Annotated in this window: 13 protein-coding genes and 1 pseudogene; 9 read left to right on the top strand and 5 right to left on the bottom strand. The window is 74.3% G+C overall.

The annotated features are described in order from the left end of the window. Positions 1-17: 17 nt before the first annotated feature. The 4 genes from PSQ21_RS03635 to PSQ21_RS03620 all read left to right on the top strand — a co-directional run bounded on the left by PSQ21_RS03635 (position 18) and on the right by PSQ21_RS03620 (position 7,534). The gene (locus PSQ21_RS03635) at positions 18-1,547 is read left to right on the top strand and encodes a hypothetical protein (RefSeq protein ID WP_274028945.1); all 1,530 of its coding nucleotides are present in this window, start codon (positions 18-20) and stop codon (positions 1,545-1,547) included. Further along, positions 1,544-1,753, top strand: a complete 210-nt coding sequence (locus tag PSQ21_RS03630) for a hypothetical protein (protein ID WP_274028944.1) — start codon at positions 1,544-1,546, stop codon at positions 1,751-1,753. The genes PSQ21_RS03635 and PSQ21_RS03630 overlap by 4 nt, the downstream gene beginning before the upstream one ends. Further along, entirely contained in the window at positions 1,750-2,697 is a 948-nt protein-coding gene (locus PSQ21_RS03625; protein WP_274028943.1) for a hypothetical protein, read from the top strand. The genes PSQ21_RS03630 and PSQ21_RS03625 overlap by 4 nt, the downstream gene beginning before the upstream one ends. A 64-nt stretch (positions 2,698-2,761) precedes the next feature. Next, positions 2,762-7,534, top strand: a complete 4,773-nt coding sequence (locus PSQ21_RS03620) for a hypothetical protein (RefSeq protein WP_274028942.1) — start codon at positions 2,762-2,764, stop codon at positions 7,532-7,534. Positions 7,535-7,603: 69 nt separating this feature from the next. On the opposite strand, the gene PSQ21_RS03615 is transcribed toward PSQ21_RS03620, so the two are convergent. After that, positions 7,604-7,957 carry a hypothetical protein gene (locus PSQ21_RS03615; RefSeq protein ID WP_274035634.1) on the bottom strand — a complete coding sequence of 118 codons (354 nt, stop codon included), beginning with the start codon at positions 7,955-7,957 and terminating at the stop codon, positions 7,604-7,606. A gap of 627 nt (positions 7,958-8,584) precedes the next feature. On the opposite strand from PSQ21_RS03615, the gene PSQ21_RS03610 reads away from it, so the two are divergent. Genes PSQ21_RS03610 through PSQ21_RS03595 form a run of 4 tightly spaced genes read left to right on the top strand, consistent with a single transcriptional unit; the run spans position 8,585 to position 13,128 of the window. Next, positions 8,585-11,650: a sensor histidine kinase gene (locus PSQ21_RS03610; RefSeq protein ID WP_274028941.1), complete on the top strand. Its 3,066-nt coding sequence runs from the start codon at positions 8,585-8,587 to the stop codon at positions 11,648-11,650. Continuing rightward, complete coding sequence (locus PSQ21_RS03605; protein ID WP_097870666.1) at positions 11,647-12,090, top strand: roadblock/LC7 domain-containing protein; 444 nt, start codon at positions 11,647-11,649, stop codon at positions 12,088-12,090. The genes PSQ21_RS03610 and PSQ21_RS03605 overlap by 4 nt, the downstream gene beginning before the upstream one ends. 11 nt (positions 12,091-12,101) lie before the next feature. Further along, positions 12,102-12,539, top strand: a complete 438-nt coding sequence (locus tag PSQ21_RS03600; protein WP_274028940.1) for a DUF742 domain-containing protein — start codon at positions 12,102-12,104, stop codon at positions 12,537-12,539. Beyond that, a complete protein-coding gene (locus PSQ21_RS03595; RefSeq protein ID WP_274028939.1) occupies positions 12,520-13,128 on the top strand; it encodes a GTP-binding protein in 609 nt (202 codons plus the stop codon). Before PSQ21_RS03600 ends, PSQ21_RS03595 begins: the two co-directional genes overlap by 20 nt. Before the next feature lie 134 nt (positions 13,129-13,262). On the opposite strand, the pseudogene PSQ21_RS03590 reads toward PSQ21_RS03595, so the two are convergent. The 3 genes and pseudogenes from PSQ21_RS03590 to PSQ21_RS03580 form a co-directional block, all read right to left on the bottom strand. Then, positions 13,263-13,557, bottom strand: a pseudogene (locus PSQ21_RS03590) (lipid-transfer protein); the annotation flags it as partial. A 126-nt stretch (positions 13,558-13,683) separates the two neighbouring features. After that, a complete protein-coding gene (locus tag PSQ21_RS03585; RefSeq protein WP_274028938.1) occupies positions 13,684-14,097 on the bottom strand; it encodes a DUF962 domain-containing protein in 414 nt (137 codons plus the stop codon). Between the two features lie 130 nt (positions 14,098-14,227). Next, complete coding sequence (locus tag PSQ21_RS03580) at positions 14,228-15,025, bottom strand: M15 family metallopeptidase (protein WP_274035633.1); 798 nt, start codon at positions 15,023-15,025, stop codon at positions 14,228-14,230. Between the two features lie 191 nt (positions 15,026-15,216). On the opposite strand from PSQ21_RS03580, the gene PSQ21_RS03575 reads away from it, so the two are divergent. Further along, positions 15,217-15,780: an NUDIX domain-containing protein gene (locus tag PSQ21_RS03575; RefSeq protein WP_274028937.1), complete on the top strand. Its 564-nt coding sequence runs from the start codon at positions 15,217-15,219 to the stop codon at positions 15,778-15,780. 147 nt (positions 15,781-15,927) lie between these two features. Here the strand turns inward: PSQ21_RS03575 and PSQ21_RS03570 are convergent, their stop codons facing one another. Then, complete coding sequence (locus PSQ21_RS03570; RefSeq protein ID WP_274028936.1) at positions 15,928-18,291, bottom strand: glycoside hydrolase family 31 protein; 2,364 nt, start codon at positions 18,289-18,291, stop codon at positions 15,928-15,930. Positions 18,292-18,379 lie beyond the last annotated feature (88 nt).

The raw sequence follows: 18,379 nt of genomic DNA, 5'->3' as shown, positions 1-18,379 counted from the left end.
GACCTAATCTGTCCCACGTGACTTCGCCTGCCTACCCGGACACCGCCTCGCCGCAGCTCAGCGCGGGGCCGCGGCCTGCCCCGGGCCCCGCCGCCGACGAGGGGCTCTCGCGGCGGCTGCGCGCGCTCGCGTGCACGGCGCCGCTGCACGACCTCGACGTCCGCAAGGCGAATCTGGCCGGCGAGTACACGGTGTACGCCATGGCGGAGGTCGCCCTCGCCGCGATCGACCACGTCACGCTCAACATGGACTTCGACACCGGGGCCGACCACGACCAGATAGTGGCCAGACTGCTGCCCCGGGTCGGCGCCCAGGCCCCCGACCGTCCGGTCGCCGAGCACGAACGGGTCGCCCGCTGGGTCCTGGAGAACCTGATCAACGTCGGCAGTGTCGACCGCGGTTTCCGCGCGGTCTACGGCACGTTCGGCCCCGACGGGGTCTACGTCCGCCGGGACTACGACTTCAAGCTCATCGAAGAGGTCCCGGGCTACGGGGGCACGGTCTACCTCCGCGCCACCGACGAAGCGGTCAATGTCCTCGTCGGCGCGCTGGACACCGATGTCACCAGCGCCCAGATCGCCGCCGAGGTCAAGCTGGAGGTCCTCATCAGCCGGGGCCGCCTCGCCGACGCCCAACTCGCCGCCGAACAGGCCCGCTACCGCACCGTGCAGTACGCCGAGACCCTGCGCCGGACCCTGGAGGCCACCCGGCGCAACGTCCGCGCCGTCGACTGGCTCCACACCGTCCCGGACATGATCGCCGAGGCCCTGGACCACGTGGCCGACCGCTACCGCCACGAGAACGCCATCCTCACCAACATCCGCAAGGCCCGTGACGAGGCCGAGGACCCCGAGCACAGGCGCCGGGCCGCCGAGCTGGTCGACATCGTCAAGGACTGCATCCGCCGCCACACCCAGCTCCAGTCCCGGCTCCTGGAGGCGGGCCCCCTCTTCCGCGCGGAGCAGGACCGGCAGGCGTTCGCCCCGCCCGCCGGCCACGCGGGCCTCGACCTGTACGGGCAGCTCCTCGCCCCGCTCCTGCCCCTCTCCGTCGAACAGTCCACCCGGGCCACCGACGCCTTCTTCGCCCACGGCACCGGACTGCGCACCCCCACCTCCGTACGGGTCGGGGACCTGGTCGACCTGCTGCTCACCCCGCCGCTGGAGCGCGAGCACCTGGGCGCGGAGATGCCCGAGCCCGACCTCATCGCCACCCCCGACGACAGCCGGTTCAGCGAGGAGCAGCTCGCCCGCGCCATGACCCTGCTCGACCTGGAGCACGACGCCCCGCGCCGGCTCTCCGGACTGCTCGCCGAGGCCCGTCGCACCGGCGACACCGACCTGCCGTACCTGGTCGCCCTGCTCGCCGTCCACGCCGCCAGCCCGCCGGTCGGCACCGCCTACCGCCAGGGCGAACGCCGCCTGCTGTTCGCCGTGGACGACGGGGCACAGCTGGACGACCCGGAGTTCGGCGGCGCCGACCTGATCGTGGGCACCGCCCTGCTGGACGCCGTCGGCATGGCCGCCGACCGCAAGGAGGCCTCGTGACCGGGCCCATGGCCTCCGTCGTGGACAGTCCCGCCGCCCCCGTCGTGGACAGTCCCGCGCTCTCCGTCGTGACCGGCCCCGCGGCCTCCGCCGTGCACAGCCTCGTCGCCCCCGCCGTGAACAGTCCCGCACCGTCGTCCGTCGCGACCGGGCCCGCCCTCCTTCCGCACCCGCACGTCTTCCGTACCGAGGAGTCCCAGCCGTGAGCGACCACGACGCCGAGCACCCCGACGCGTGGACCGAGCCCTCCGCGTACGCCGGGCCCGCCACCCCGTACGCGGGCGACTCCGCGCACCCGGGAGGCGCCGCCGAGCCCGCCGGACCGACGCCCGTCACTCCGGCCGACGCCGCCGACGCCGCCCGCCTGGTCTCCTTCGGGCTCCAGCCCAAGCTGCTGCCCGCCCGCGACGCCGAATACGCCGACCTGCTGCGGCGCTACCGCGAGGAGAGCGCCTTCGCCCGGCTCGCCGACGCCGTCGCCACCGGCCTCGGCCTCATCGTCCTGGAGGTCTCCCCGCGCGCCGGGATGGCCGTGACCGCGGGCGAGGACTCCGTCTTCGCCGTCCGCATGGGCGACTACGCCCGCCGCGCGTCCTCCGACGCCGCCGACCGCTTCCTGCACGGCCTCGCCCACCTCGCCGTCGCCGCCCTGGCCTTCCCCCGCCCCGAGGACCTCGCCGACGACGCGTACATCGGCCGCATCACGGTCAACGGCGTCGACGCCTTCGTCCGCCAGGCCTGCCGGCGACTGGAGGAGCGCGCCGAGGAACAGGGCGACAACACCGACCCGGCCAGCGACGCCCCCGGACTGGAAGCCGGCTGGCGGGTCTACGCCCGCCGCAGCGCCACCGGCGCGACCAAGGACGCCCGCCGGCTCGCCGGCTCCACCACCGGCATCATCGGCAAGGCCGTCGCCTTCCTCACCGACTCCGGCTTCCTCCAGCGCACCGGCGACGACGCGGGCGGCGCCTACCGCACCACCGCCCGCTACCAGCTTCAGGTCCGCGACCTGGCGGGCAGCGCCGCCATGGCCGAACTGCTGGAGCTCGGCGTCGTCCCCGTCACCGACGGCTCCGCCACCCTGCTGCCGCCGCCCGACCCCGACAGCATGGAGCTGGCCGCCGACGCGGGCCTGCCCTTCCACTCCTGACTCCGCCCAGCCCGCATTCCCCGCCGCTCCGCCTCCGCTCACCGAACGACGAGAGTCCGCCGCCATGTACGAGTTGTCCCGGGTCCGCCTCTACTCCATCGGGCCTGCCGGTGCGCGCTACGCCGACACCGTCCTCGACCTGCGCGGCGTCGGCGCACCCGTTCCCAGCCCCGCCCCCGCCCAGGCGGAGTTCTTCGAGGACGAGCCGGTCGGCCCGCCCCGCCGCCCCGCCCCCGCGGGCGTCCTCTTCCTGGAGAACGGCGGCGGCAAGTCCGTCCTGCTCAAGCTGATCTTCTCGGTGATGCTCCCCGGCCACCGCAACACGCTCGGCGGCGCCAGCTCCGGCGTCCTGCGCAAGTTCCTCCTCGCCGACGACTGCGGGCACGTCGCCCTGGAATGGCAGCACACCCTCACCGGCGAGTGCGTCGTCGTCGGCAAGGTCAGCGAGTGGCGCGGCCGTCAGGTCTCCAACGACCCCCGCAAGTTCGCCGAGGCCTGGTATTCGTTCCGGCCCGGACCCGGGCTCAGCCTGGACAGCCTGCCCGTCGCCGAGTCCTCCGCCGTGGGCCGCCCCGCCGAAGGCGTCTCCGGCGCACGCGGCAGACGGCGCACGATGAAGGGGTTCCGCGACGCGCTGATGGACGCGGGCAAGTTCTACGCCCACCTCGACGTGCACTGGGAAGAGATCCACGACCGCTGGAACGAACACCTCGGCGACCTCGGCCTCGACCCCGAACTCTTCCGCTACCAGCGCGAGATGAACGCCGACGAGGGCGAGGCCGCAGGGCTCTTCGCGGTGAAGAAGGACTCCGACTTCACCGACCTCCTGCTCCGCGCCGTCACCGACACCCGCGACACCGACGGACTCGCCGACCTGGTCAGCGGCTTCGGCAACAAGCTGGGCCGCCGCGCCGAGCTGACCGCCGAACGCGACTTCACCGCGGGCTCCGTGGACCTCCTCAACCGGATCGTCGAGGCCACCGACACCCGCGACCGCGCCCGTGACATCCACGCCGGCGCCGAACGCCGCACCCGCACCCTGGCCCGCCGGCTGACCGCCCGCGCCGCCGAGGAGCGCGCCCGAACCGCCGAGCTGGCCGAACGGGTCACCGCCGCCGCCCACACCGTCACCGAGGCCGAGTCCACCCGGGGCAGCCGCTCCCTGATCGCCGCCGAACTCGCCTACCGGCACGCCTCGCTGGCCCTGACCGCCGCCGAGAGGAGCGCCGCCGCCGGCCGCAAGGAGCTGGTCGAGGCCCGCACCCTGCACGCCGCCTGGCAGGCAGCCGAAGCCGTCCTGCGCCACCGGGCCGCCGCCGACCGCTCCGCCCGGGTCGCCGTCGCCATCCGCGAGGCCGAACGCGACGCCGCCCCCGCCCTCGCCGCCCGCAGCGCCGCCGCCACCGACCTCGTCCGCGCCCTGCACCGGGCCGCCGAGGAGGGCGAGCGCCTCGCCAACGAGGAGGAGGAGCGCTCCGACACCCTCCAGGCCACCGGTGAACGCGCCCACCGCGACGCGACCGTCGCCGCCACCGAGGCCCAGCGCGCCCGCAGCGAGGCCGGACACCTGCGCCAGCGCCTCGCCGAAGTGGGCCAGGAGACCGCCGAAGCCGTCAAGGCGGGCTGGCTCGACGACACCGCGCCCGACGCCGACCCCGCCCGCGCGGCCCTCGCCGCCAGCGACGCCGAACAGTCCGCCGTCGCCGCCTGGGACACCGCCCGCGAAGCCGCGCGCGCCGCCGCCGACACCGCCCGCGAGGCGGCCGTGGCCGAGAGCCGCGCCGATCTGGCCGCCGCCCGCGCCGCCGACGGGGCCAGGGCGGCCGAGCAGAGTTACGAGGACGAGCTCCGCGCGGTCGAATCCCTCGCCGCCGACCCCCGCCTGGGCGACCTGCTGGGCCTCCCGTCCGGCACCGGCGTCCCGCACCCCCGCCGGGAAGGGGCCGACGAACCGTCCGGACCGGCCCAGGGTGCCGGAGCCCGCCCCGGCCCGGTGACCGACGACGGCCCGGCCCCCGCCGCCGAACCGGCCGCCGACCGCGCGGTGGCCCTCGCCGGCCGGCCCGGCCCCGCCCAGCAGCCGCTGACCGCCGAGGAGTTCGACCGCAGCGCCGACGAGCTGCGCGACCTCCTCGACCAGTCCGTCGCCGCCGCCGAACGCCGCCTCTTCGACCTGCGCACCGCCGCCGCCGACGACGCCCGCATCCTCGGCGCGCTCGGCGAGGGCGGGCTGCTGCCGCCCGGCCCCGACGTCCTCGCCACCGTCGAGTATCTGGGCGAGCACGGCATCCCCGCCCTGCCCGGCTGGCGCTACCTGGCGCAGGCCGTCGACCCGGCCGACCACGCCGCCGTCCTCGCCGCCCGCCCGGAGCTCGTCGACGGCGTCGTCATCACCGACCCCGACGCCCACACCCGCGCCCGCGAGGTCCTCGGCGGCGCGGCCCTGCTGCCTCGATCGGCCGTGGCCGTCGGCACCGCCGCAGCCCTCCTCGCCCCCGTCCCGGCCCCCGGCACCGGCTCCGACGCCCACAACGACGGCGTCTTCCTCGTCCCGCCGAACCCGGCCATGCACGACGAACACGCCGCCGACGAGGAGCGCCACGCGCTGCGCAGCCGTGCCGCCGCCCGCGACGAGGACATCAGGACGCTCGCCGCCCGCCTCTCCGGGGACCGCGCCCTCGCCGCCCGCATCGGCTCCTGGCGCGCCGACTGCCCGCCCGGCATGCTCACCGAACTGGCCGAGGCCGCCGCCACCGCCCGTACGGCGGCCGAGAGGGCCGAGGCCGTGCTCGCCGAGGCCCGCACCGCCCGCGCCGAGGCCGACGAGGCCGCCGCCGACACCGCCCGGGTCCGCGACGAGCGCCAGGAAGCCGCCCAGCGGGCCCGCCGCGCCGCCGACGCCTTGGCCGGGCTCGCCCACCGGCTGCGGGAACGGGCCGGCTGGCAGGCCCGGCTGCGCGAACTGGTCGACGAGGCCGCCGAGTCCGAGGCCCGCGCCGCCGTCTGCCTCGACCTCGCACGCGCCGCCGACGAGGACCGCAGGGCCGCCCAGCGCGCCGGCGACGACGCCCGCCGCACCGCCCGCGCCCTGCGGGCCGAGCGCGCCGAGATCGCCGGCGTCCCCGAAGTCCTTCCCGAGCCCGATGAGACCGCCGTCCGCACCGCCCTGCCCACCCTGCGCGAGGCCTACCGGGCCGCGTCCCAGCTCTACGAGAAGGTCGGCGTCGGCGCCGACCTGCGCGCCGAACAGGCCCGCGCCGAGAGCGACGAGAGCGCCGCCCGCGCCGAGCTGGACCGCCTCACCAACAAGGTCCGCACCCGCGCCGCCCAGCTCCTGGAGGGCACCGACGGCGCCGACGGCCCCTCCCGTCAGGCTGCCGCCGCCCGCGCCGAAGCACACGTCCAGCTCCTGGAGACCCGCGCCTCCACCGCCAGCGAGCATCTGGGACGGCTGCGCGGCGAGGCCGAGCGGCTCGCCCCCGACGACGAGCGGCAGCACCACACCGAACTGTCGGACGACCTGGTCCCGGCCGACGCGGAGGAGGCCCAGACCCTCCTGCGTACCGCCACCGCCGAGCTGGCCGCCGCCACCGGCGCCCTGGACACCGCCCGCGCCGCCCACAGCGAGCTGCTGCACGCCCACCGCACCGCCGAGGACTCCGCCGGCGGCTTCGACGAAACCGCGGCCCTGCTGCGGGACCTCCTGCGCGACCACGGGGCGGAGGACGGGGCCGAGCACCCCGGCCCCTACCCCGGCACCCTGGAGGAGGCCCGGCAGTCCGCGGCCGAGTCCCGCCGCTCCCTGCGCGGCTGCAACGCCGACCTCTCGGCCGCCGAGAGCGCCGTCCGGGATGCGAGTGACGTCCTCGTCCGGCACGCCAACTCCACCCGGTACGAACAGGTCCGCACCCCGGCCCGCCAGCAGATCCGCGAGCTGCCCGCCTCCGCACTGCCCGAGCACGCCCAGAAGTGGGCCGACGCCTTCGCCCCCCGGCTGCGCGTCCTCACCGACGAGCTGATCCAGCTGGAACGCAACCGCGACTCGATCGTCGACCGGCTGCGCGGGCTGGTCGACTCGGCGCTCACCACCCTGCGCTCCGCCCAGCGGCTCTCCCAGCTCCCCGAAGGACTGGGGGAGTGGTCGGGACAGGAATTCCTCCGCATCCGCTTCGAGGAACCCGACCAGGCCACCCTCACCGAACGCCTCGGCGAGGTCGTCGACGAGGCGACCCGCGCCGCCCTCAAGAAGAACTCCGACCTGCGCAGGGACGGCATGTCCCTGCTGCTGAGGGGGGTCGAGGCGGCGCTGCGCCCCAAGGGCATCGCGGTGGAGATCCTCAAGCCGGACGCCGTGCTGCGCGCCGAGCGCGTCCCCGTCGGGCAGATGGGCGACGTCTTCTCCGGCGGTCAGCTGCTCACCGCCGCCATCGCCCTCTACTGCACGATGGCGGCCCTGCGCAGCAACGACCGGGGCCGCGACCGCCACCGGCACGCGGGCACCCTGTTCCTCGACAACCCGATCGGCCGCGCCAACGCCACGTACCTGCTGGAGCTCCAGCGGGCGGTGTCGGACGCCCTGGGCGTGCAACTGCTCTACACGACCGGCCTGTTCGACACGACCGCGCTCGCCGAGTTCCCCCTCGTCATCCGGCTGCGCAACGACGCGGACCTGAGGGCCGGGCTCAAGTACATCAGCGTGGAGGAGCATCTGCGCCCCGGTCTGCCGCAGCAGGACCCGGACGGAGAGACGGTCCACGGCGAGATCACGGCGACCCGTATGTTCAAACGGAACGAGCAGCCGGCCGCCGGAACCCCGGCACCGCGGCCCGGCGCGTAGGGCCTGTCGTCATACTGCGGTCCGCAGGGCCGAGACGCCCGGCGGACCGCAGTAGCGGCGGTCCGCGGGTCAGGCCCGGGAGAGGTCTCCGGCCTTCCGGCGGCCGGCTATGCCACCGCCCGTACCGTCCCGCTCGGCCGCCCGCTCGGCCCGGCGGGACCGACGCCGCTCACGACGTATCTGCCGGGCCGAACTGCTCGGCATGGACACCACGCCGTTGCGCTGGTTCCACACCTGCCGGGTCACCCAGACGTCGAGCACCGACCAGGTGGCGACCACCGTGCTGGCCACACTGCTGAGCACCATCGGGAAGGCCAGCCAGGAGCCGGTCAAGGTGCTCAGAAAGGCGACCATCGCCTGGATGATCGTCAGCGACAGGATGAGCACGGCGCGCACGGCGGCCGTTCGCACCGCGTCGGGCATCCGCCGCCTCGAAGCCGGCTCCTCCACCCACAACTGCCGCGGGACCCGCGCCCCGTCCGCGGCTTCCGTATCCGCGGCCGCCGGTACTCCGCTGCTTCCGCGTTCCTGCGTGCTCAAGGACCTTCAACTCCCCACCACTGTCCGACTTCAGGGTGGCTGCCCGGCTTGCGCCGGTTCTACGCGGGCGGAACACGTCCGTCCTGCCGCGCACGACCCCACCGTGCGCCTACCCCGTACACATGGACGAACCACCCGTCCCGAAGATTCCCCTGAAAAGCGCCCGCAGGGAACAGAAGGTCACGGAGCGAAAAAATCCAGCCAACTGATACATGCCGGTACCGACGGGTCCGGCCGGTGCCCTCTGTCGCTTTCGCGAATTTCATCTCCGGGAAAACCGGGACAACTCATGATCAAGTCCAAGCTGGGCGGCTGAAAACCATCCGGACGTGTCTTCGAGTTGTCTCTGGGTCAGTAGTAGGCTCGCGCCGTTTATTGACGCAGGACGGACCTCGCCCGCGTCAGCCCGATGCGCGCCGGTGTACGCACGGTGCGCGGCGGGGCAGGGCAGGGCCGAGGACGACCGGGAGAAGACCACCCCCGCGGTGCGGGGCCGATCTGGGGGAGGCCATGCGCTTTCGCGGGAAGTCCATCCGCAGGAAGATCGTGGCGTTGCTGCTGGTGCCGCTCGTCTCCCTCACAGGCCTCTGGGTGTTCGCGACCTACATCACCGGCCGGCAGGCCGGCGAACTGATGAGCGCCGGATCCATCGTGGAGAAGGTCGGCCACCCGCTGGAGGAGGCCGTCCGCGCCGTCCAGGCCGAACGACGGCAGACGCTGGTCTTCCTCGCCGACCCCCGGGCCTCCGACGCGCTCCCCGTCCTCATGGGCCAACGCGCCGCCACCGACCGCATCGTGGGCGAGGTCAGGGAGAACGCCCGGGAGCAGGACGTCCGAGAGGCGCTGACCGCCTCCGACGCCGCGCGCCTGGACGCGATCCTCAGCGCCGTCGACGGCCTGGACGCCCTGCGCGTATCGGTCGAGAAGCGCACCATCAGCCGGGCGAAGGCGCTGGACTTCTACAACGGCCTCGTCGACCCCTCGTACCGCTTCCTCAACGGACTCCACCCCCTGGAGAACGTGTCGATGGACCAGCAGATGCGGGCCCTGGTCGGGGTCTCCCGGGCCCGGGAGATGCTCTCCCGCGAGGACGCGTTGATCGCCTCGGGCCTCATCGCGGGCCGCTTCACCACCTCCGAACTGCGCCAGATATCCGGCCTCGTGGCCCGGCGCGAGCTGCTCTACGAGGTCAGCCTGGAGCACCTGCCCGTCGCGGAGCGCCGACGTGTCGAGCAGTTCTGGGGCAGCCCCGACACCGAGCCGCTGCGCACCGCCGAGGACGCACTGATCGCCGCCGGTCCGGCGAAACGCCCCGGTGCCGTCGACGCCGACCGCTGGGAGGAGTCGGCCGTGCCCGTCCTCGACCGGCTGGCGAACGACGCCACGGAGATGGGCAACCGCTTCCAGGACCGCGCCGAACCGGCCGCGTACCGGGTCCTCGTCCAGGCCGGGATCGCCGGAGTCCTCGGCTTCCTGGCCCTGATCGTCTCGGTCTTCGTCTCCGTGCGCATCGGCCGTCAACTCGTCCGCGACCTCTCCCGGCTGCGCAAGGACGCCCACGAGGTCTCCGGCGTCCGACTGCCGAGCGTCATGCGCAGGCTGGCCGCGGGCGAGCAGGTGGACGTCGAGACCGAGGCCCCGCACCTCAGCTACGAGCCCGACGAGATCGGCCAGGTCGGACAGGCGCTCAACACCCTCCAGCGGGCCGCCGTCGAGGCCGCGGTCAAGCAGGCGGACATGCGGCGCGGTGTCTCCGAGGTCTTCGTCAACCTCGCCCGCCGCAACCAGGTCCTCCTGCACCGTCAGCTCACTCTGCTGGACGCGATGGAGCGCCGTACCGAGAACGGCGACGAACTGGCCGACCTGTTCCGCCTCGACCACCTCACCACCCGCATGCGGCGCCACGCCGAGGGCCTCGTGATCCTCTCCGGCGCCGCCCCCTCCCGCCAGTGGCGCAAGCCGATCCAGCTGATGGACGTCGTGCGGGCCGCCGTCGCCGAGGTCGAGGACTACGAACGCATCGAGGTCCGGCGCCTCGCCCGGATCGGCGTGGGCGGCCCCGCCGTCGCCGACCTCACCCATCTGATCGCCGAACTCCTGGAGAACGCCACCGTCTTCTCACCCCCGCACACCGCGGTCCAGGTGCACGGCGAACGCGTCTCCAACGGCTTCACGCTCGAAATCCACGACCGGGGCCTCGGCATGGCCCCCGAGATCCTCCTCGACGCCAACCTGCGGCTCGCCGAGACCCCCGACTTCGAGCTCTCCGACACCGACCGGCTGGGCCTGTTCGTCGTCAGCCGGCTCGCCCAGCGGCAGAACGTCCGCGTCTCCCTGCAGAAGTCGCCGTACGGAGGCACCACCGCGGTCGTGTTCATCCCCGCGGCGCTGCTCACCGACGCCCCCGACACCCACGGCACCGGGTTCCGCCTCGACCGCCGGGCCGAGCGGGCGATCGGCGGCGGCCGGAACTCCGACGCGGCGCAGGGCGCGCAGGGCACGGCCCCGGGCGGGGAGCGCCGCGTCAACGGCAGGTCCGCGGTCCTGGCCCCGGTGCCCACCGGGCTCACCGGACCGGGCGTGCTGGACGGCCCGGTCGAGCTGGAGGCCCCGGTCGGCCCCCTGGACTTCGCCGGCGACCCGCTGGACCGTTCACCGGATCCGGCCCTGGACCCGGCCCACGGCCCCGTCCTGGACGGCGTCTCCGATCTGGAGGACACCGAGAGCGAGCGCGGCGGCATCTTCCGCGCCCGGGACCTGCGCCGCGAGGGCGACCGCGAGCCCCGCCGCGACGAGCCCGGCGCGCGCCGGGCCACCGGCCCGGACCAGCACCAGCAGGCCCGCGACCACGGCGACGAGCCCACGGCGGAGGTACGCCCGATGCGCCCCGCGGGCCCCTCCCCGTTGCCGCGCCGTACCCCGCCGGCGCTGGTCACCGACCGGGGCCGCCGGGTCGAAGACCTGGGCGACGCCCCGCTCGACGACCCGGCCGAGACCGCCGCTCAGGCCACCGGCCCGGTCCCGCACACCGCCGGCCGGACGCCCGAGGCGGCCGACAGGTCCCGGACCTCCGACGCGCCCTGGACCGTACGAGCCGCCGCCCACCGCACGGCAGAGCCGTCCCGCACACCAGGGCCGTCCCGCACACCAGAGGCCTCCCGCGCCGCAGAGCCGTCCCGTGCCACGGAAGCACCGCGCGTCACAGAGCCCTCCCGCGCCGCGGAGCCACGGCACGACGGGGCCCCGCCGCCGGCCGGTGCACCGGCGCCCGACACCGTGGGCGGACTGCCCCGGCGGGTCCGGCAGGCCAGCCTCGCCCGCCAGCTCCGGGAGGACTCCGCGGACCGGACTCCGCAGCGGGCGCCCGTCGACACGTTCGACGACGCCGAACGCGACGCCGACGAAGTACGCGACCGTATGGCCTCGCTCCAGCGAGGCTGGCAGCGCGGCCGTCGGGAGAACGCCGCCGAACCCGCCGATCGCACTCAGAACACCGAAACCACCGCGAACACCGAGGACTCCGTCGGCCCCGGTGGCACAGCACCAGGAACCACTCCGGGAGGGGACGGTCGATGACCGCACCGAACGCCGCAGCACCCAACCCCGCACGCCACGGCTCGGGCGAACTGAACTGGCTGCTCGACGAACTCGTCCAGCGCGTCGCCAGCATCCGCAAGGCGCTGGTGCTCTCCAGCGACGGACTCGCCACCGGCGCGTCGGCGGACCTGACCCGAGAGGACAGCGAGCATCTCGCCGCCGTCGCCTCCGGGTTCCACAGCCTCGCCAAGGGCGTGGGCCACCACTTCGACGCGGGCAGGGTGCGCCAGACCGTCGTCGAACTGGACGAGGCGTTCCTCTTCGTCACGGCCGCCGGCGACGGAAGCTGTCTCGCGGTCCTGGCGGACGCCGACTCCGACGTGGGCCAGGTCGCGTACGAGATGACCCTGATGGTCAAGCGCGTGGGGGCCCATCTGGCCAACGCCCCACGGACGACCGGTCTGCCCGCCGGAGGGTGAGCGTGGCGGGCATGAGCGCCGACTCCCCCCGGGGCACCGGCCCCGGATCCACGGACGGGTCGACGGACCCCCAGGTCTCGCGGTGGTACGACGCGGATGCGGGACCGGTGGTCCGCCCGTACGCGATGACCCGCGGGCGCACCAGCAGCGCCTCCCGTCACCGCCTCGACCTGATCGCGCTCGTCGTGCCGGAACCGGCCGCCGACGATCCCGGCCGGGACCAGACGCTCGCCCCCGAACATGTGGCGATCGTCGAACTCTGCAGCGACAGGCCCCAGTCGATTGCCGAGCTCGCCGCCGAACTCGACCTCCCCGTAGGGGTGGTACGGGTCCTGGTCGGCGACCTCGTCGAGGACGAGCTGGTGCACGTCACCCGTCCCGTTCCGCCGGCCGAGCTGCCGGACGTGAACATTCTTCGCGAGGTTATCCATGGCCTTCGGGCGCTCTAGCCGCCGAAAGCAGCGGCACGTCGAGCCCGTCACCCTCAAGATCCTGGTGGCGGGCGGGTTCGGCGTCGGCAAGACGACCGCGGTCGGCGCGGTCAGCGAGATCCGGCCGCTGCGCACCGAGGAGCGCCTCAGCGAGGCGGGCCGTCCGGTGGACGACCTGGAAGGGGTCGAGTCCAAGACCACCACCACGGTCGCGATGGACTTCGGCCGGATCACGCTGCGGGAGGACCTGGTCCTCTACCTGTTCGGCACGCCGGGCCAGGACCGCTTCTGGTTCCTGTGGGACGAGCTGGCCCAGGGCTCCCTGGGCGCGGTCGTCCTCGCCGACACCCGGCGTCTGGAGGACTGCTTCGCCGCGGTCGACTACTTCGAGCGCAGGCGGATCCCGTTCACGGTCGCGGTCAACACCTTCGAGGACGCCGAGCGGTTCCCGACGGAGACCGTGCAGGCCGCCCTCGACCTCGACCCGGAGGTCCCGGTGCTCGTCTGCGACGCGCGGGACCGGGCCTCCGTGCGCGACGTCCTCGTCGCGGTCGTGGAGCATGCCCTGGAGCGCGCGGCACGGGCCCGCGAACCCGTCGCCACCTGAGCCGGGGACGGTCCCGGCACGCGTGCGGCCCGTACCCCCGCCGACAGGGGTACGGGCCGCACGTCGTCCGGCGGACCGGGCCCCGAGTGTTCTGCGGCGGTGACGCCCCGTCAAGTAAAGGGCAGGGAAAACCTGGTGGGGGCGGCCCGGATCCGCACCGGATCACGCGCCCCGTGACGCCGAGCGAACTCCATGCCGGACAACACCAGGGCGGCGGCGCCGTCGGACGGGGCGCAGATGTCCAGCAGCCGCGGCGGATCGGCGATCATCGCGGAGGCGGCGACCTCCTCGGCCGTCACCGGCGCCTGGTAGCGGGCGTACCCGTTCATCGCCCCCGCCGCCGCGCTCTCCACCTTGACCGGCGCGAAGTCCTCCGATGTGTCGCCGTGCAGCGCCCATGCGGCGGCGGGCGAACAGCCCAAAGTACGCAAAGCCCCTCCCGGCACTAGATCTGACGGGACGTCGGGGCCGTGCCACGGGCGTCTCTGCCCGGCGCGAAGTCAGGCGACAGGTCAGGCGGGAGGTACGGCCCGCCGGCCCAGGTCGCGCCCGGCCTCAGCCACGACCGTCCTCCGCTCCGCCGTCCTCCGCTCCGCGCGGCTCAGCCTTGCCGCGCTCACCCCCGCCGTGCTCCGCCAGCCACTTCGCCGCGGTCTCCGCCAGCTCCGCGTCCCGGCCCGCGAGCATCGTCCGGATCATCCGCGCGTCCCCGCGCAGCGACCACACCGGATGTCCGAACGTGGCCGGGTTGTTCTTCTCGATCAGGAAGTGCGCGGGCCACGCCGTCCCGTACCCGATCAGCGGCAGGGCCGCCAGACAGCGTTTCCGGCCCCGCGCGAGCCCGTATGCGGAGATCGCGAGCCCGGTCAGGGTGCCGGTCAGATGGACCCAACGGGTGGCGGCACGGGAGTGCATCGCGACGTAGTACGGCCAGAATTCCTCGTACGTATCGAACGTCTGCTGTGGCATACGGGCACCGTAGCCGCCCGATCGGCAACCGAACACGCCCCTTTCGCGTCCGAGATGAAGAACGGGCGGCCGGAGCCCACGGGGGTGGTCCCGGTCGCCCGTTCCCCGCCCCTCGGGGCGGCCCGTTCCGTCAGTGCCCGGCGACCGCCCTGCGGTGCACCGGGAAGTCGAAGTAGGTGTCCGGGAACGGCTCGGGCCTGAACGTGAAGTGCCACCACTCCTCCGGCAGATTCACGAACCCCACCTCGGTCAGCGTCCGCTTCAGGAGCTGCCGGTTGGCGCGCTGAGGCCCCTGGATCCGGGGATCGTCCGTGTGCGACAGGGTGTCGAAGCAGTCGTAACCCGTGCCCATGTCCACCGAGTTGTCGGGGAACCGCTCGCCCTGCGGCGCGAAGCAGGGGGTCAGCCGCTCGCCCGGACGGTACGGCCTGGTGGGCAGGGCGGGGAGGCGGACCAGGGTCAGGTCCACCGTACTGCCCCGGCTGTGCCCGGACTTCTCCGCGATGTAGCCGTCCTCGAACAGCCGGTCCTTGTCGACGCGCGGATAGAACTCCTCCTTCATGGACTGGTCGTCGAGGTCCTTCGCCCACCGCACGAAGTGGTCCACCGCCCGCTGCGGCCGGTAGCAGTCGTACACCTTCAGCGAGTACCCCTGGCGCAACAGCCGTTCCTGCGCCAGGTGCAGGGCGCGGGCGGCGGGCCGGGTCAGGACGCAGACCGGCTGCCGGTATCCGTCCACCCGCTCGCCCAGGAAGGTGTGCGGTGTGGTGTAACGCATCTCCTGGATGATCGTCGGGTCCACCGAGCGCAGCGCCACGAACTCCTCGGGAGCTTTCGGTTCGGGGCGCGCCTGTGCCGCGGGGGAGAGCGCGGTGACGGCGAGGAGGGTGGCGGCCGTGACGGCCAGGGCACGCAGAGCGGTACGCATTCCTGTCATGGGCACACCGTCTATCAGCTGCGCGGCCTTCGGGAAAGGACGCCAGGTCGCGTCCCCGGAAAGGAGGAAGGGCCGGAGAAGCGGGTAGGGCCGCAAAGCGGGAAGGGCCAGGGAGCGGGAGGGGGGTCCCAGACGCGGGAAAGGCCGGAGAAGCGGCGAGGACGGTTCGATACAGTCCACCCGTGTCCGAACCAGGCAACAGCCCATCCCCGTCCGCCCCGCAACCGCCCCGGTACGTACGGGACTCCCACTGCGCCACCTGCGGAGCCCCGTACCCCGCGATCCCGTCCGCCGGCACCTGGCCACGCACCTGCGCACACTGCGGAACCACCGTCTACCGCAACCCGCTCCCCGTCGCGGTGGCCCTGCTCCCCGTCACCGGCCCGCGCTCCACCGGACTCGTCGTCATCACCCGCACCATCGAGCCGCAGAAGGGCGGTACGGCCCTGCCCGGCGGGTTCATCGACCACGCCGAGGACTGGCGCGCGGCGGTCGTCCGGGAACTGCGCGAGGAGACCGGCATCGAGGCCGCCGCCGAGGATGTCCGCCTCGCCGACACCCTCAGCGACACCGCCGGCCACCTCCTGGTCTTCGGCCTCCTCCCGGCGCGCCCCCTCGCGAGCCTCCCGCCCTCGGTCCCCACCGCCGAAACGTCCGGCTACGACATCCTGTACAGCCCGCGCCCGCTGGCGTTCCCGCTGCACACGGAGGCGGCCGACGCCTGGTTCGCCTGCCGTAAAGGCTGAGGCCCCCAGAGTCGGAGCCGCCAGAGTCGGAGCCAGCACGTCCGGGGCCACCACGTCCGGGGCCACCACCGCCGGGGCCGAAGAGCTGACGCCACCGGACTCCGCGCGCCGCACACGCCCGCGCCGGGGGCCCAGCCGCGCCACCCCCTAATCCCGCCCCCGCGCCCCCCGCACCCGCACCGGGCAGTCGACCCCGCCCTCCGAGCCGTCCCGCTCCACCACCACACGGTCGCCATCCCACCGCGTCACATACCGCTCGACCTCCGCCTCCGCCCACCCGTCGCCCGGGTCCCGCACCACCAGCCCGCCGCCGGCAGCCCCCGGCGCGGGCGCCCACACCTCCAGCTCCGGTCCGCCGCCCGCACCCCGCACCGGAATCACCGCGCCCGCCCTCGCCAGCACCGGCACCCGCGACAGCGGAGCGTCGACCAGGACCTGGCCCGGTCCTTCGTACGCCCGCCCCGTCGCCGTGTCGTACCACCGCCCCCGGGGCAGCCGCACCGCCCGCCGCCGCGCCCCGGCCTCCAGCACCGGAGCCACCAGCAGCGCGTCGCCCAGCAGGAACGCGTCCTCACACTCCCGCAACGCCCGGTCGCCCGGCGCACCCCACCACATCGGCCGCACATAGGGCGCACCGGTCAGCCGAGCCAGGTGCGACAGCGTCACGAAGTACGGGCGCAGCCGCTCCCGCTCCACCAGCGCCGCCCGCGCGTGCTCCAGCACCTCGGGACCGAACTCCCACGGCTCCCGCCGCCCCGCGCGGATCGCCGCATGGGTCCGGAACAACGGCAGATACGCCCCCAACTGGAACCACCGCAGATACAGCTCCGGCGACGGGAACCCGTCGAACCCGCCCACATCCGGACCCGAATACGGCACCCCGCACAGCCCGAGCCCCACCACCAGCGACAACGATGCCCGCAGCCCCGGCCACCCCGTCGACACATCACCGGACCAGGTGCCCCCGTACCTCTGCATCCCCGCCCAGCCCGACCGTGAGAAAAGGAACGGCCGCTCCTGCGGACGGAACCGGAGCAGCCCCTCATAGCCCGCCCGTGCCATCGCCAGCGCGTACACGTTGTGCGCCTCTCGATGATCACCGCCGACGCCCTCCAGCACATGCCGGGCCGAGCGCGGCAGCGACGGATCCCCGAACGCCGCGAACGACACCGGCTCGTTCATGTCGTGCCAGACCCCCGAGAAGCCCTGCGCAAGCCGTTCCTCGTACAGAGATCCCCACCAATCCCGCACAAGTGGATCAGTGAAGTCCGGATAGACAGAGGCCCCCGGCCACACCTCCCCGACCACCACCCGCCCCCGCGCGTCCCGGACGTACGCCCCCCGCTCCCCGACCGCCGCGCCCCCGTCGAACACCGCCTCGCCCGGCTCCGCCTTCACCGCCGGATCCACGATCGACACCAGCCGCACCCCGTCCTCGCGCAACTCCTTCGCCAGCGCGGCCAGATCGGGGAACCGCTCATGGTCCACCGTGAACACCCGGTGCGCGTCATAGTGGTCGATGTCCAGATGCAGCACCGACAGCGGCAGCCCCCGCTCCCGGTACCCGTCGACGACCCGCCGCACCTCCACCTCGCTGCCGAACCCCCACCGGGCATGCTGCGGCCCCAGAGCCCAGGACGGCGGCAGCGCCGGCGCACCCGTCAACGCCGTCCAGCCCTGGAGCACCCGGGCCGGCGTCCCCGCCACCACCCAGCAGCGCAGCGGCCCGCCCTCCATCCGCACCTCGCAGGCGCCCGGCCGGTCATGCCCCGAACCGGCGCCCTCCTCGCCCTCCCGCAGCACCACCCGTCCCGCCCAGCTGTTGTCGTGGAACATCAGATGCGTCCCCGCGTCCGACACCACCACCTGCACCGGCATCGTCAGATACAGCGGATCGTCCCCCGGACCGAAACGCCCGCCCGGATCGGTGTTCCACAGCCCGTACACCCCGTCCCGCAACCGGGGCCCGCCCGCCCGGCCCCCGAGCCCGAAGAACCGCGCGTCCGCCGGTACCTCCGAGCGCTGCACCCACCGCACCGGCCCCCCGCCCACCGGCTCCCACCAGCGCGGCGGCAGCTCCCGCCGCAGCAGCAGCCCGCCCGGCGTCCGCAGCTCCACCGCCCCGGCCCGCGACACCACCACCGTCAGCCGCTCCGACACCACCTGCCAGCCGCCGTCCTTGTCCGGCTCCAGCACCGCCCGCGGATCCGGCGCGGGCGCCTCACCCGCCACCGCGTACGACGGCAGCGGCTCCGCCCCGTCCCACGCCCAGAACACCGCACCGCCCACCGACACACGGATACGCAGCTCCGAACGGGCGAACCGCACCACACCCCCGCCCGGGCCCGGCTCCGCACCCGTCAGCGCACCGGGGACCCGGGCCCGCTCCGCCCCGCGCGCCGGCAGCGCCGCCGCGTCCGCGGACCGCCGCCGCCACGCCGAACGCACCGTGCGCAGACCCCGCACCGAACCGACCAACCTCACCCGACGCACCAGGTCACGACCGTCCATGGCGCACACCCTGCCACCCGCCCGACCCGCAGAACCTCCCGTTCAACTCCCGTTCACCCATGCCGCGCCCCGCGAACAGGAACCCCGT

This window comes from Streptomyces sp. MMBL 11-1 (genome assembly GCF_028622875.1).
Taxonomy (GTDB): domain Bacteria; phylum Actinomycetota; class Actinomycetes; order Streptomycetales; family Streptomycetaceae; genus Streptomyces.
This window is presented reverse-complemented; position numbering and strand designations above follow the sequence as displayed.